The sequence below is a fragment of the Paenibacillus sp. B46(2026) genome (assembly GCF_056786355.1).
This window is the reverse complement of record NZ_CM165907.1, coordinates 5,219,784-5,234,618: the sequence shown is the minus strand read 5'-3', so window position 1 is coordinate 5,234,618 and position 14,835 is coordinate 5,219,784. Positions and strand designations below refer to the sequence as shown.

11 protein-coding genes are annotated in these 14,835 nt (G+C 46.5%); 10 read left to right on the top strand and 1 reads right to left on the bottom strand.

All coding sequences use genetic code 11. The features are described 5' to 3' along the window. Positions 1-27: 27 nt before the first annotated feature. A complete protein-coding gene (gene recJ, locus AC1S8V_RS23205; RefSeq protein WP_482070955.1) occupies positions 28-2,436 on the top strand; it encodes a single-stranded-DNA-specific exonuclease RecJ in 2,409 nt (802 codons plus the stop codon). Positions 2,437-2,473: 37 nt separating this feature from the next. Next, entirely contained in the window at positions 2,474-2,986 is a 513-nt protein-coding gene (locus AC1S8V_RS23200; protein ID WP_482070954.1) for an adenine phosphoribosyltransferase, read from the top strand. Positions 2,987-3,140: 154 nt separating this feature from the next. Here AC1S8V_RS23200 and uraA read toward each other — a convergent pair whose 3' ends face one another. After that, positions 3,141-4,457, bottom strand: a complete 1,317-nt coding sequence (gene uraA, locus AC1S8V_RS23195; RefSeq protein ID WP_482070953.1) for a uracil permease — start codon at positions 4,455-4,457, stop codon at positions 3,141-3,143. Positions 4,458-4,830: 373 nt separating this feature from the next. On the opposite strand from uraA, the gene AC1S8V_RS23190 reads away from it, so the two are divergent. The 8 genes from AC1S8V_RS23190 (at position 4,831) to aspS (ending at position 14,825) form a co-directional block, all read left to right on the top strand. Beyond that, entirely contained in the window at positions 4,831-7,008 is a 2,178-nt protein-coding gene (locus AC1S8V_RS23190) for a RelA/SpoT family protein (RefSeq protein WP_482070952.1), read from the top strand. A gap of 12 nt (positions 7,009-7,020) precedes the next feature. Continuing rightward, on the top strand, positions 7,021-7,482 hold the full coding sequence (gene dtd / locus AC1S8V_RS23185) for a D-aminoacyl-tRNA deacylase (RefSeq protein WP_482070951.1): 462 nt from the start codon (positions 7,021-7,023) through the stop codon (positions 7,480-7,482). A 76-nt stretch (positions 7,483-7,558) separates the two neighbouring features. Further along, positions 7,559-7,726, top strand: a complete 168-nt coding sequence (locus AC1S8V_RS23180; RefSeq protein ID WP_482070950.1) for a hypothetical protein — start codon at positions 7,559-7,561, stop codon at positions 7,724-7,726. Between the two features lie 231 nt (positions 7,727-7,957). Further along, positions 7,958-8,464 carry a type 1 glutamine amidotransferase domain-containing protein gene (locus AC1S8V_RS23175; protein WP_036616900.1) on the top strand — a complete coding sequence of 169 codons (507 nt, stop codon included), beginning with the start codon at positions 7,958-7,960 and terminating at the stop codon, positions 8,462-8,464. A gap of 104 nt (positions 8,465-8,568) precedes the next feature. Continuing rightward, entirely contained in the window at positions 8,569-9,015 is a 447-nt protein-coding gene (locus AC1S8V_RS23170) for a hypothetical protein (RefSeq protein WP_482070949.1), read from the top strand. A 475-nt stretch (positions 9,016-9,490) separates the two neighbouring features. Further along, positions 9,491-10,759, top strand: coding sequence for an SEC-C metal-binding domain-containing protein (locus AC1S8V_RS23165; protein ID WP_482070948.1), 1,269 nt, complete (start codon positions 9,491-9,493; stop codon positions 10,757-10,759). An 820-nt stretch (positions 10,760-11,579) separates the two neighbouring features. Next, positions 11,580-12,833: a histidine--tRNA ligase gene (gene hisS / locus AC1S8V_RS23160; protein WP_192133253.1), complete on the top strand. Its 1,254-nt coding sequence runs from the start codon at positions 11,580-11,582 to the stop codon at positions 12,831-12,833. Positions 12,834-13,046: 213 nt separating this feature from the next. After that, complete coding sequence (gene aspS / locus AC1S8V_RS23155; protein WP_076329184.1) at positions 13,047-14,825, top strand: aspartate--tRNA ligase; 1,779 nt, start codon at positions 13,047-13,049, stop codon at positions 14,823-14,825. The last annotated feature ends 10 nt before the right edge of the window (positions 14,826-14,835 follow it).

The following is a 14,835-nucleotide window of genomic DNA, read 5'->3' as shown; positions in this document are numbered from 1 at the left end:
CAGTAGATCAGGAAAGGAGCGTTATCATTGCTTTATTCGCAATACCGGTGGAATACACCGAATATCGATTTGGAGGCGGCTGCGGGACTCTCGCAGGCGCTTTCCGTTTCACCCCTTGTGGGACGTTTGCTTGTGAGTCGAGGAGTGCACAATGAGAAGGAGGCCGAACGTTTTTTGCATCCTGATCTGAATCAGATGCATGATCCGTATCTGCTACTCGGCATGAATGAAGCTGTACCTCGGATCAAGCTGGCTTTGGAGCGGGAAGAACATATTTTAATCTATGGGGATTATGACGCCGATGGCGTATCCAGTACATCGCTGATGATCCACCTGATGCGTCATCTTGGGGCCTCGTATGATATATATATCCCTCATCGCTCGAATGAAGGGTATGGGTTGCACAACCATGCGTTGGATTGGGCCCATCAGCAAGGCGTTTCATTAATTATTACCGTGGATACCGGAATCAGTGCTGTTGAACAGATTGCCTATGCGGCAACGCTCGGCATCGAAGTCATTGTTACAGACCACCACGAGCCGCCTGAAATTTTACCGGAAGCCTATACACTTATTAATCCGAAACTTCCGGGATGTCCGTATCCTTTTAAAGGTTTGGCAGGTGCGGGAGTAGCCTTAAAACTGGCTCAGGCATTGATCGGGGAAGTGCCCGGTGAATGGATGGAGATTGCCGCTATTGGCACGGTTGCCGATCTGATGCCTTTGGAAGGTGAAAATCGGGTTATCGTTAGTTATGGAATAGAATCTATGCGTGGTTCGCGTCTTCCCGGTGTAAGTGCATTGCTTGAAATCAGTGGTGTGGATCAGAGTCAGGTGACTTCGACTAATATTGCCTTTGCCATGGCACCGCGTATTAATGCCAGTGGACGTTTGGATCATGCGGGACGGGCGGTGTCGCTGCTCACAACCGAGAATCTGGATGAAGCTCATACGCTTGCCGGACAGCTTGATCTATTGAACCGGGAACGTCAGCAAGTCGTAGAGGGCATACTACAAGAAGCAACGGCACAGTTGGAACAAAAGATACAGCTTCGTTCAGGATCAGTTCCAGATGTTATCGTATTGGCTGGTGAGGGCTGGAATGTTGGAGTGGTTGGTATTGTGGCTTCCAAATTGCTGGACCGCTATTACCGACCTACACTTATTCTTGGGATTGATCCAGAGAGTGGTGTCTGCAAAGGCTCTGCGCGCTCCATTGAGGGCTTGGATATCTATGAGGCACTGACAGTCAATAAACACACCTTGGACCATTACGGGGGACATCCGGCTGCAGCAGGTATGACCCTGCATCGGGATCAGCTGGAAGAACTTGAAGCTGGCTTGAATGAGTTTGCTGCAATCGTGTTGACCGAAGAGGACTATGTACCTCAGCGTCTTGCGGATGATGAATGCAGAATCAGTGATGTTCCGCTGAAAGTAATCCAGGAGATCGACCGATTACAGCCTTTCGGGATGAGCAATCCTTCGCCGCGGTTTGTATTGAGAAGTGTGACAGTGAAGGAAACCAGAACGATGGGACGAGAGAAACGCCATCTGAAACTGGTACTTGAACAGGGTGGTCAGCAACTGGAAACCGTCGCTTTTGGCAAGGGAGCATTAGCTGAGTTCATTCTCCCAGGTACCGTAATTGATGTGATGGGAGAACTGTCCATCAATGAGTGGAATGGGATGAGAAAACCCCAACTGATGCTCCAGGACATACATGTTCCTCAGGTCCAGGTGTTTGATTTGCGCGGTAATACCGAGCCATTGAATGCGATGAAGCAGTTCTTGAGCTCACTTGAGGTGCATCTGCGATACAAATCAGGTTCTGTTGGTGTTATTGTTCGGAAAGAAACAGACGTTTCCGAGGGAAATTCATTGTATGAACCTTGCCTTTGGGTATATGATAGAAAGGTCGGGTTATTTCCGTGTAACGCTGCTGCGCAGCATTATGGACAGGAACAAGTCCGGACGTTATTTGTGTTTGATACGCCGGAAACCCCGGAACAACTTGATGCCATGCTGGCTTTGTTCAGTGGAGCAGAGAATATCATCCTTCTGCACGGATCAGGCAACCGCCGAGATCGCCTTCAGATGCCTTCCAGAGAACTCTTCAAGCGTATTTATATGCAGGTGTTGAAATGGAAAGCTGAACCCGTGGAGGAACAAGAGATTACTCCTGTGCTCAGTCGTCAGTGTGGTTGTTCGCCGCGCATGATTACGATGATGTTGGATGTATTCGAAGAGTTATCCTTCATTACCCGTGATAACGGCAAAATTGCGTTTGTGGATAACCCGCCTAAACGTGAACTAACCGCTTCACGTCATTATCAGGCGCTCGAAAGCATGGCGGAGACAGAACAGGTGATGCTGGATGCATCCACGCCGCAACTGACACAATGGATGATATCCCGGATGAAGGGCGTATCTTAGATGGAAGTTTGTGTATTTATTTTAGGAGGAGATTATTTTGGAGTTTAAAGATTATATTCGTGTCATCCCTGACTTTCCACAACCGGGAATCAGCTTTAAGGACATTACGACATTGTTGAAAGATGGAGAAATGTACCGTAATGCGATCAATGAACTGAAAGTGATGGTTTCTGATCTCAAAATTGACGTCATTGCTGGACCTGAAGCGCGTGGTTTCGTTGTGGGCGCCCCTCTGGCATACGCTCTTGGTGTCGGCTTTGCTCCGATTCGCAAAAGTGGAAAACTGCCTGGAGAGACGATTGAAGTCGGTTATGATCTCGAGTATGGCAAGGATACACTCGCTATGCACACAGATGCGATTGAGAAAGGTCAAAATGTCCTGATCGCAGATGATCTGCTCGCAACGGGTGGGACGATTGCGACTTCCATCAACTTGATTGAACAATTGGGCGGAAAAGTTGTCGGTGCTGCCTTCCTGATCGAGCTGTCTGATCTGAACGGTCGTTCTAAATTGCCTGAAATCGATGTATTCACATTGATGAACTATTAAGCTTAAATCTCCACATGCACTGCTGTGATGAAACATGAATTGCTTTTCCGTTTCCCGGGAAATAATATACAGCATTAATGATTATCAAAAAGCCTGTTACTCATCCTTTAAGGTTGAAGAGAACAGGCTTTTTTTTACTATATATGTGAAAGAATTAATCGTGCGTTTTTTCAGTGACAGGCTGTTTTCTGGAGTCTTCATTCAACCAACCCAGCACTTCAAACAGCTTAAACAACAAGCTCATCATGATTCCAACGATGGTTGCCAGTGCCATCCCTTTTAGATGAACGCCGTAGAAGATAACTTCTGTACCACTCAACCCGATGACCAGTACAAGTGTTGTAAGCAACAGATTGGTTGGTTTGGCAAAATCCACTTTCTGTTCAACCAGAATACGCAGACCGGATGCCGCAATAACCCCGAACAGAAGCAGGGATACGCCACCCATAACGGGCACAGGAATGTTGGCTACAAGCGCCGAGAATGTTCCTGAGAAGGAGAATACGATTGCAATAACCGCTGCGCCTCCGATGACATATGTGGAGTACACGCGAGTCAGTGCCATAACACCGATGTTCTCACCATAAGTTGTATTGGGAGTTGATCCTACAAACCCGGACAGAATGGTGGAGACACCGTTACCCAGCAGGGAACGATGAAGCCCAGGGTCTTTCGACAAGTCTTTGCCTACAATGCTACTCGTTACAAGCAAATGGCCAATATGTTCAACGATTACCACAAGCGCTACAGGTAAAATGGTGAAAATCACGGACCAGTCAAATGTAGGTGTGGTTACAGTTGGCAGTGAGATGAAATCAGCTTTTCCAATAGCTTGTTTATCAACCAGACCCATAAAATTACCTAATACATAACCGGCTACAATTCCGATTAGAATATGAATGATTTTGGGGAATCCACGAAACGTCACGGCCCCAATGACAGTGATCCCGAGCGTGGCCATGGAGAGAATAATGGGTTTCGCCTGAGGGAACCAGTTGGGGTTAGCTACAGGATCGGAATTAATTAATCCGGCCATACCAGCTGCAACAGGTACAAGCTCCAGACCGATCAGAGCAACGATGGCACCCATAACTGCTGGTGGGAATACAACGTTGATCCATCCTGTTCCGGCATATTTAATAATGAGAGCCACAAGGCAGAAAACAATACCTGTTATGATAAAAGCTCCAAGTGCCATGGAATAACCGTTCTCTGGATGTGTTTTCAATACCGAAGTGACAGGAGCAATAAAGGCAAAACTGGACCCAAGGTATGCGGGGATCTTTCCTTTACACATTAGTATGTACAACAATGTTCCAATTCCGTTCATCAGCAGGATCATACTTGGATCGACACCGAACAGGTTCGGTACAAGCACTGTGCTGCCAAACATGGCGAACAAATGCTGAAGGCTAAGCAGTGAACCTGAGCCGAGTGGCATCTTTTGATTAACCTGAATTTCGCGTTGCAATGAATTTCATCTCCTTTTCCGAAACACAAACTTTCAATAGATTACAGAGTTTCTCCTAATTAAGCAATAACATTTTTGACGTAGCTGAGCGATGGGATTTATATTTTCATGAAATTTCCTTCTATTTCAGCAAATAACGGCAATAATACATAAGAATTAAGAAACATATTCAATCACTTGTCGTCCGTAGGGGAAGTATTTAGAAGTAGTGCAGATCATCAATATAAAAATTGGATAAGTACTCTTATTCGTCAGTAGTTGACGGGAAACGGGCGAAGCGTCATAATTATAGGAAATTACTTTTACGGGGAACCTGTGTTGAGACATTGTCACGGGTTCCATTTGGTATAGAAAGGACACGGAACAGATCAGAATGGGCATAGAGCAATTACTCGAGAAGGCCGGGGCATATATCAAAGAACCCGATCTGGTGCGCATACGAGAAGCTTATGAATTTGCTGATCAGGCCCACCATGGACAGACGCGAAAATCGGGAGAACCGTATATTCTGCATCCGCTTGCGGTTGCCGACATCGTTGTGAACATGCAGATGGACACCATCTCCATAATAGCAGCGCTTCTTCATGATGTAGTAGAGGATACTACGGTTTCACTTGAAGAGATCCGCAATCATTTCGGCAATACGTGTGCCATGCTTGTTGACGGCTTGACGAAGCTGGAACGTATTCAGTTTCGCTCCAAGGAAGAACAGCAGAACGAGAACTACCGCAAAATGTTCATCGCCATGGCGCAGGACATCCGTGTCATCGTGATTAAATTGGCTGACCGTCTGCACAATATGCGGACACTTAAGTTTCAGTCGGAAGAAAGCCAGCGCCGGATCTCTTATGAGACGCTGGAGATTTTCTGTCCGATTGCGAACCGGTTGGGTATCTCTGCAATCAAATGGGAAATGGAGGACATCGCCCTCCGTTATTTGAATCCGCAGCAGTACTACCGAATTGCGAACCTGATGCACAAAAAACGTGCGGAACGTGAACAATATATTGATACGGTTATGGACGGAATTACGAACAAGCTCGATGAGATGGGAATTCAGGCAGACCTTTCAGGCCGCCCGAAACATATCTACAGCGTGTTTAAGAAAATGACCACCAAAAACAAGCAGTTTAACGAAATTTATGACCTGCTTGCCATCCGTATTATTGTGGATAATATCAAGGATTGTTATGCTACTTTGGGCATTATACACACGCTATGGAAACCGATGCCTGGACGCTTTAAGGACTATATTGCAATGCCTAAGGCGAATATGTATCAATCGCTGCATACAACGGTAGTCGGTCCCAATGGTGAACCAACGGAAGTGCAGATCCGGACATGGGATATGCACCGGACAGCTGAATTTGGTATTGCTGCTCACTGGGCTTACAAAGAAGGCGCTGCGAATGGAAATCATCTTGAAGATAAAATTACGTTCTTCCGTGAAATTCTTGAACTTCAAAACGAAGCACAGGATGCGTCAGAATTTGTAGAATCGCTCAAGATGGATTTCTTCTCGGATCTGGTATTTGTATTTACGCCAAAAGGAGAAGTCATCGAATTGCCGATTGGCTCTGTTCCTTTGGATTTTGCTTACCGAATCCATACGGAGGTTGGTAATCGCACCATTGGTGCCAAAGTGAACGGTCGAATTGTTCCGCTCGATTACCATCTGAAGACAGGCGATATCATCGAAATTTTGACGTCCAAACATTCTTACGGACCGAGCCAGGACTGGATGAAAATTGCGAAATCATCTCATGCACGAGCTAAGATCAAGCAATGGTTCAAGAAGGAACGCCGTGAAGAAAACGTTGAAAAAGGTCGGGAGAGCTGTGAGCGTGAACTGAAACGCATGGGGCTTGATCCTTCTGCGTGGATGACGGATGACAAGTTGATGGAAGCTGCCAAAAAATATGCGTTTAACGATATTGAGGACATGCTTGCGGCTGTTGGATTCGGTGGGATTACCGCTGCACAGATCGTAACCAAAGCAACCGAAAAACTGCGTAAAGAGCAGGAAGAGTCCAGTTTGCTGGAATTAAATTCCGAGATGCGCGAGCTTAAGCCTGCCCCTGAACGCAAAAATCGTCCAACCAATGGCATTCGTGTCAAAGGCATTGATAACTTGCTTGTTCGTTTTGCACGGTGCTGTAATCCTGTACCTGGGGATGATATCATCGGTTATGTTACACGGGGACGTGGCGTTTCTGTTCACCGGAGTGACTGTCCGAATATCCCGTCAAGTGCAGATGGAGAAGAAGCAGCTCGTGTTATCGAGGTCGAGTGGGAAGAGAATATTGAAGCCAACTACAGTGTAGATATTGAGATTACAGGCCATGATCGCAATGGGTTGCTTAATGAGGTGCTTCAGGCTGTTTCCGAAAGTAAAACAAATATTTCTGCCGTCACGGGACGGACAGATAAAAATAAATTAGCATTGGTGCACGTGACCATTCTGATTCGTAATACGGATCATCTGCAATCCGTTGTAGAACGGATCAAACGGGTGAAAGATGTCTATTCGGTGCATCGGATCATGCAGTAAGGAGCCTGTAAGATGAGGGTGCTTGTACAACGCTGTAAAGAGGCTCAGGTTACCGTGGGAGACGAGCTGACGGGTAAGATCGAATCCGGATTAATGCTGCTTGTGGGCATTACCCACGAGGACACCGGGAAGGATGCCCAGTATCTGGCTGACAAAATTAGTGGGTTACGGATTTTTGAGGATGAGCAGGAGAAGATGAACCTCAGTCTGCTTGATGTAGGCGGTGCTGTACTGTCTGTTTCCCAGTTCACCCTGTACGGGGATTGTCGCAAAGGGAAACGTCCGAGCTTTGCGGCTGCGGCCCGACCCGAAGCTGCAGAACTGTTGTATGAAACGTTCAATCAGCTACTACGTGATAAAGGCATTCAAGTTGAAACTGGCCGTTTCGGAGCGATGATGGATGTGACGTTTACCAACTGGGGACCGGTGACTTTGATGATTGAAAGTCCGGTTCGTCAGGAACCACGTGCATAATTTCATGGAGTGTAGGCCATAATGAAGGATAATTCGTTGATGACTATTTCATGATCAAAGGAGTATCCAACCAATTATGCGCCAGTCTGCGAAAGAAACACGTACCCGTACGGAACCTTTGGTATTCCCTGGCAACCTGTATGAATCATTGCACCTTGCCCGTGCGGCAGCTGAATGTGTTGCAACGATCTGGGCACTTCAGGATTCAGACAAAGGGAAGCAAAGTCATCTTCCGCGATCTTGAATGTCTGTACAGATATAACAAAAGTTCTGGTTCGTTATCGAATCAGGGCTTTTTGTCGTGTGTTATTGTTTTCTAGTCTTAACTTCTGCAATTTTCATCAATGAATACAAATGGAGTTGTTATAAATTGCTCAGGTAAGGGTAATAACAAAATGAGGCACAATGGAGTGCCAATGTACTGCAAGACCCGATTCCTTAAGATAGTTCGAACACGGAAAGGAGAACATACGTTATGAGTAAAGTTGCTTTTTTATTGGCGAATGACTTTGAAGATTCGGAGATGCAGGTTCCGTATGACGAAGTAAAAAAAGCTGGACATGAAGTGGAGATTATCGGATTAAAAGCCGGTGAGACCCTTAAAGGTAAGGGAGGAAAGGCCTCCTACACCACAGATAAGGCGATTGGTGATGCATCTGCTTCAGATTATGATGCAGTCGTGATTCCTGGTGGATCATCCCCTGAGAATTTGCGAAGTGATGCGCACATCTTGAAGTTTGTCACCGAGATCAACAGTGCGAAGAAACCAATCGCAGCGATCTGCCACGGTCCGCAGATTTTGGCAAGTGCTGGTCTGTTGAAAGGCCGCACAATTACATCCTATCCGCCGCTTAAGGATGACATGGTAAACGCAGGGGCAGAGTTCAAGGATCATGAGGCCGTTGTGGATGGAAACTATATTACATCCCGAACGCCTGAAGATGAGCCAGCTTTTGTACGTGAACTGTTAAAAGTTATTTAACTTCACCCAGTTCAACGGACATACATGGATGTATCTTAACTACGTTACATCGTGACGTTTACAAACTTCACGTTGCATTTCATTCCGAAAAAGGAGGGTTTGACATGACAAAACATATTCAGGCGTATTTTCGAACCGAAGACGAGGCAGAGGGAGCAAGAACTTCTCTTCAGACGTTCCGTACAGAGCATTTGGAAGTAGGTCAACTCGACAGTGCAGTAGGTAGAGACACGCGTGTGATGGTACCATTGGTGCCATATAATACAGCAGGTGGTGTAGGCACCAACGGGGCAATGGGTGTGGGTGCAGCCCCAGGTGTTCCAGCCAGCGAAAATGTGATCCCTGTGGTAGCCAATGTGGATCGTGATGCAGAACGGGATTCTCGTGACAGAGTGAATGAGGATGGTGACATGCTGGATGCTGCGGACGTGTCCTCGGCCGATTATGATGATCTGCATTATGTTCTGTCTGCCAAAGTAAGGGATGAGGATTATGAAGAGATTGTTCATAAGCTTCGTTCCAACCATGCCTATGTGGAAGAGTTGAATTAACGTGTAGATACTTCTTGGCCCTTGCACTGCTTGACTATAGAGTCGAGCGATGTGCAAGGGCTTTTTAATCATGAGTATATTATAAAACATAATTATAAAGCGCTATCATTTTTGTAATATTACTGTAATATTAGTTACATGAGCCTTTAACATAGTGGGCTTATAATAACACACATGACCCCCTTTTTTTATATATCCTTTGAGCCTGCACACCGTGTGCAGGCTATTTTTTTGGGTGAGAATGTATATGTTTTGGGGGAAGTGAAGCGAATCTTACCTCTTTTTATAAATTTTTGCTAGAATAGAGAAATGGATTTTGAATAATCTAAAGCCGATTTTATTCATAAACATCAGTATGTTCAAGAAACAATGGTAAGTTATATAGAATGCCTCGTTTGAGAAATGACACCTATCATACTATAGCAACAGTGTCCTCATTCGAATGGCTGGTGACAGATTTAAGGGGGAATTAGTTTTGAGTAAGGTTGGAAGAAATGATATATGCCCATGCGGAAGTGGGAGAAAATATAAGAAATGTTGTCTGAACAAGGAATCCTCTACGGTAGAATCCATACTGCAACTGATATCAACGGAGCAGCCTGTTCAGGAAACTTCGGCTCAGCCTGAGAGCAAGCTGACCCTGACCAAGCTGAAAAAGATGGTGGCGAACGAACTGAAATGGGAGCATCCGACTCACGAACAGCTGGCTTTGCAGCTTATTGAGAACATGAGGAACGAATACGAGCGGGAGCTGATTTTGGAAGCTCTGGTGCTATGGAACGGGTATTCCCGCCAGACTCGCCCTACTGTGAAGAAGACAGGCTCATTCTGTGCCGCAATTGAATATTTACTGTCCGAGGAATACGGCTTCAATGTCTCAAAGGCAGAGCTGGCGGATAAATATGAGGTAACGACAGGGACGATCTCTCGGAAGGTTAAGGAGATGTATAATTACATCGAAGAATACGGCATGGGTGGCGAAACGGACGAGCTGATGATCCTGAACAGCCCAGGCAAATCGAAGGACAAAGCGCAGGCTCTGCTGTCTAAGGCGCTGGAAGCCAGTTCTTCGAAACGGAGAGTACAGCTGGCAGAAACGGCGCTTGAGATGTATCCTGACAGCTCTGATGCGTATCTCATTCTGGCTGAGGAATCGGACAATGAGCATGATGCACGAGCTTACCTCAAGGCCGGAATCGCTGCTGGCGAACGCGAACTGGGTGAACTGTTTTTTAAGAAGAACAAAGGGGACTTCTGGGGGCTTCATGAGACTCGTCCATATATCCGGATATGCAAAAGCTACGCCGAATCTTGCTGGTTTGGCGGAGATACCAAAGAAGCGGCACAAATTCTGGAGCATATTCTAGAGCTTAATACGGCAGATAATACAGGAGCGCGTTACCTGCTCGTTGCTGTGTATTTGTACAGCAACCAATTGAAGCAGGCAGAGCAATTGCTGGAGAAGTATGGAAAAGGTGACGCCGCTGCAGCCTTTGCCTATGACCAGATCATTCTGGAGTATAAGAAGAACGGAATCACCTCCCAGCTCAAAATGCTGTACCGTGTGGCTCGGGGTGTGAACAAGCATGTGCCTGATTACCTGCTGGGTTTGAAGCGGCTGCCGCATAACCTTCCTGATTTTGTCGGAATGGGCGATTCCGACGAAGCGATTGAATATGTCATTATGCACTCCCGTCTGTGGGCGAGTGTGCCGGATCTGCTGAAGTGGATGCTGAAACAATAGAGTTATGAAGCAATAGAGGTTGGAATTCATTGGAGGAATCCAGCTTCTATTAGCCGTGATTTCTGTTGACTCCCCGTCCCGTATAGCGTGTGAGTAAATTTTTTTAGTGCTATCTTTTCGTGTTAACCCTTGACTTTAGTACTGCGGTTCATTACAATCAGAAAATAATACGTTGACTAGAGTCAATACAAGTCGATTTTTGAACTATATTACTGATTTGATGACGGGACCAAGTACTCCGTGCCCACATGACCAGAGAGGAATCCCCAGGCTGTAAGGATTCTCGTGATGAGCGGACGAATGACTTCCCCGAGAACAGACGGCGAACACAGCAGACAGGATCTGTTGACCAGTAGCCGGCCTGCGCAGGACGTGCGTTACACGTAGAGCGGAATATCTGTTTGATCCAGGTGAGTTTGACAATCCTGAATCACCAGAGATCACCTGAACGGCTAAAGTGTCAGGTTTCCGGAATGTGGGTGGTACCACGGGTGAATGTATATTACACAATCTCTCGTCCCTTTGTTTGCTGTATACACAGCGACAGGGCGAGGGATTTTTTTGTTATATAAGTTGATTTAAAAGAAATACACGAAAACGGAGAGGGCAGAAAAAAACTGTAAAAGCGAAGCGTTCGCCTAAAAGCTTTCTGAAAGAAAGCTGCATCGGAAGCATATGCTATCACCGGATTTCCACATTTAGAATGAAAATTTAAAAAATCTGGGGATAACAGCGATTGTAAGGTTGTTCTGCCCGCGCAGTGATCACGTGTAGAATTTTTTAACTTTTAGAGAAAAAAATCAATGCTGGAGGGATCAAGATGGCTTTTCAAAAACCGACTGGAACGCAGGACTTACTGCCTGGAGTTGTCGAGAAATGGCAGTATGTAGAAGAAAAAGCACGAGATCTGTGTCGACGGTTTAATTACCGCGAGATTCGTACACCGATCTTCGAACAGACTTCTTTATTTGTACGCGGTGTAGGAGAAACTACCGATATCGTTGAGAAAGAAATGTATACCTTTGATGACAAAGGCAATCGCAGCATGACTCTTCGTCCGGAGGGAACAGCTGGTGTAGTCCGTGCGTATGTAGAGAATAAAATCTACGGCGAACCGGATGTGAGCAAGCTGTATTACATCGGTCCAATGTTCCGGTATGAGCGTCCGCAAGCAGGCCGTCAGCGTCAGTTCCACCAGTTTGGTGTAGAAGCCATCGGTGCGCTGGACCCGGCGATTGATGCCGAAGTAATTGCACTGGGCTACCAGTTGTGTGTAGAGCTCGGCTTGAAGGATGTTAAAGTGGAGATTAACTCTGTTGGTAACTCGACCAGTCGTGCAGAATACCGCGAGACGTTACTTGGGTTCCTCAGACCGATGAAAGACAGCCTGTGTAAGGATTGTCAGTCCCGCATGGAGCGTAATCCGTTGCGTGTACTCGACTGCAAAGTCGATCAGGACAAATTCGTAGGGGCACCGTCCATACTGGATAGCCTGGATGAAGAGTCTTTGAATCACTTTGCCAAGCTGCAGGCATACCTGGATGATTTCGGAGTAGATTATGCTGTGAACAATCGTCTGGTACGGGGCTTGGATTATTACACCCTAACTGCGTTTGAATTAAAAGCCCAAGGGATTGGAGCGATTGATACGGTTGGCGGCGGTGGCCGATACAATGGTCTTGTTGGAGATATCGGTGGACCTGATCAGCCGGGTATCGGCTTCGGTATTGGCCTGGAGCGCATTCAACTGATTCTGGAGCATCAAAATATTGAGGTTACTACACTGGCTCCACTGGATGTGTACTTTGTTGCTCTGGGAGAGGCAGCTGATCGTGAAGTGAACCGTCTGTTGTTTAAACTTCGTCAGTCTGGACTGTCTGGTGAACGTGATTATCTGGGCCGTAAGATGAAAGCTCAGATGAAATCAGCTGACCGTTTCAAATCCCGCTATACTGCCATCCTTGGTGATGACGAACTGGAGCGTGGTGAGATCGCCCTCAAGTCGATGGACACGGGTGAGCAACAAACCGTGAAGCTTGATGATCTGGTAACGGCAATTCGAGAAGGAAAATAAGCACGAAGTGTGACATTAAGATCAAAACTTTCGAGTAACACAATTGATCCGGCAAAATTACTGAGGTTTACCAATGATTCCAATTAATCGGAAGTTGGCGAGCCAGAGGTAACATGCCTTTTCGAATACATGGTCTACACGTAACCGGACTGTTGAAGAGCAGGCACTAACTGCCCATACAGAACGGAAATTCACATAATGAGGAGTTTGGTTATGAAAAGAAGTCATCATTGCGGCGCATTAACACCCGCACACATCGGTGAAACAGTAACATTGAATGGTTGGGTTCAAACCCGTCGTGACTTGGGGGGCGTACTTTTCATCGATCTGCGTGACCGCAGCGGGATTGTACAAGTTGTCTTTAACCCGGCTTATTCCGGTGAAGCTCTGCAAATCGCAGATCGCGTACGTAGCGAGTATGTTATCGCTGTAACGGGTAAAGTCGTTAAACGTGATGCAGAAACAGTTAACAAAAACCTGCCTACAGGCGAAATTGAAGTTCAAATTACAGAAATCGAAGTGCTGAACGCAGCAAAAACACCTCCATTTTTCATTGAAGATGGTGTCGAAGTTGATGAATCCCTTCGTTTGAAATATCGTTACCTGGACCTGCGTCGTCCGGAAATGTTCGAAACACTGAAACTGCGTTCCAAAGCGTCCAAAGTGTTCCGTGACTACCTGGATGGAGAAGAGTTCGTTGAGGTGGAAACACCAATCCTGACCAAGAGCTCCCCGGAAGGTGCGCGTGATTATCTCGTACCGAGCCGTGTGCATGAAGGTGAATTCTTCGCCTTGCCACAATCCCCACAAATCTACAAACAATTGCTGATGGTGGGTGGCGTTGAGCGTTATTATCAGATCGCTCGTTGTTTCCGGGATGAGGATCTGCGTGCAGATCGTCAACCAGAATTCACTCAAGTCGACATCGAGACTTCTTTCTTGCAACAGGATGACCTGCTGCCAATGATGGAAGAACTGATGGCCAAATTGCTGCGTGAAACGAAAGGCATTGAGCTGGAACTACCTTTCCAACGGATTACGTATGCAGATGCAATGGGCAAATACGGTTCAGACAAACCAGATCTGCGCTTCGGTATGGAACTGGTAGAAATGAACGATATTGTAGCGAACAGTGGTGTGAAAGTATTTGCTTCCGTCATCGAAAAAGGTGGAGAAGTGAAAGTGCTGAATGCCAAAGGCTGTGGCACATGGAGCCGTAAAGAAATCGATGATCTCGGACCATTTGCTGCACGTTACGGTGCGAAAGGTCTGGCTTGGATTCAAGTGAAAGACGGCGAGTTCAAAGGGCCAATCGTGAAGTTCTTCACGCCTGAAGAAATCGAAGCTGTCAAAGAACGTACAGGTGCTGAAGATGGCGACTTGCTGCTCTTCTCCGCAGACACCAAAAAAGTGGTTGCTGACGTTCTGGGCGCATTGCGTCTGAAAATCGGCCGTCAACTCGGACTGATCGATGACAGCAAATTCAAATTCGCTTGGGTTGTGGACTTCCCACTCCTCGGATATGATGAAGATGCGAAACGTTATGTGGCAGAACACCATCCATTCACACGTCCAAAAGACGAAGATGTACATCTGTTCGACACAGATCCGGGTGCCATTCGCGCTCAAGCCTATGACCTTGTTTTGAACGGATATGAAGTAGGTGGCGGTTCGATGCGTATCTACAAACGTGATGTTCAGGAGAAAATGTTCGCTGCCCTTGGACTCTCACCAGAAGTAGCGAATGAGAAATTCGGCTATCTGCTGGAAGCATTCGAATATGGAACTCCACCGCATGGCGGAATTGCCTTTGGTCTCGACCGTTTGGTGATGTTGCTGGCGGGCCGCACGAATCTGCGTGAAACGATTGCCTTCCCGAAAACGGCAAGTGCAACGGATCTGCTGATGAATGCACCTTCCGAAGTGGATGACTCTCAATTGGAACAACTTCACATCCGTGTAGCCCGTAAACCGGTAGCGGAAAAGAAATAAAGGAGGCATC

What these genes read in the sequence shown, in the direction of transcription:
- AC1S8V_RS23190 (WP_482070952.1), top strand. Translation starts at nt 4,831, where the DNA reads ATGGGCATAGAGCAATTACTCGAGAAGGCCGGGGCATATATCAAAGAA.
- dtd (WP_482070951.1), top strand. Translation starts at nt 7,021, where the DNA reads ATGAGGGTGCTTGTACAACGCTGTAAAGAGGCTCAGGTTACCGTGGGA.
- AC1S8V_RS23180 (WP_482070950.1), top strand. Translation starts at nt 7,559, where the DNA reads ATGCGCCAGTCTGCGAAAGAAACACGTACCCGTACGGAACCTTTGGTA.
- AC1S8V_RS23175 (WP_036616900.1), top strand. Translation starts at nt 7,958, where the DNA reads ATGAGTAAAGTTGCTTTTTTATTGGCGAATGACTTTGAAGATTCGGAG.
- AC1S8V_RS23170 (WP_482070949.1), top strand. Translation starts at nt 8,569, where the DNA reads ATGACAAAACATATTCAGGCGTATTTTCGAACCGAAGACGAGGCAGAG.
- hisS (WP_192133253.1), top strand. Translation starts at nt 11,580, where the DNA reads ATGGCTTTTCAAAAACCGACTGGAACGCAGGACTTACTGCCTGGAGTT.
- aspS (WP_076329184.1), top strand. Translation starts at nt 13,047, where the DNA reads ATGAAAAGAAGTCATCATTGCGGCGCATTAACACCCGCACACATCGGT.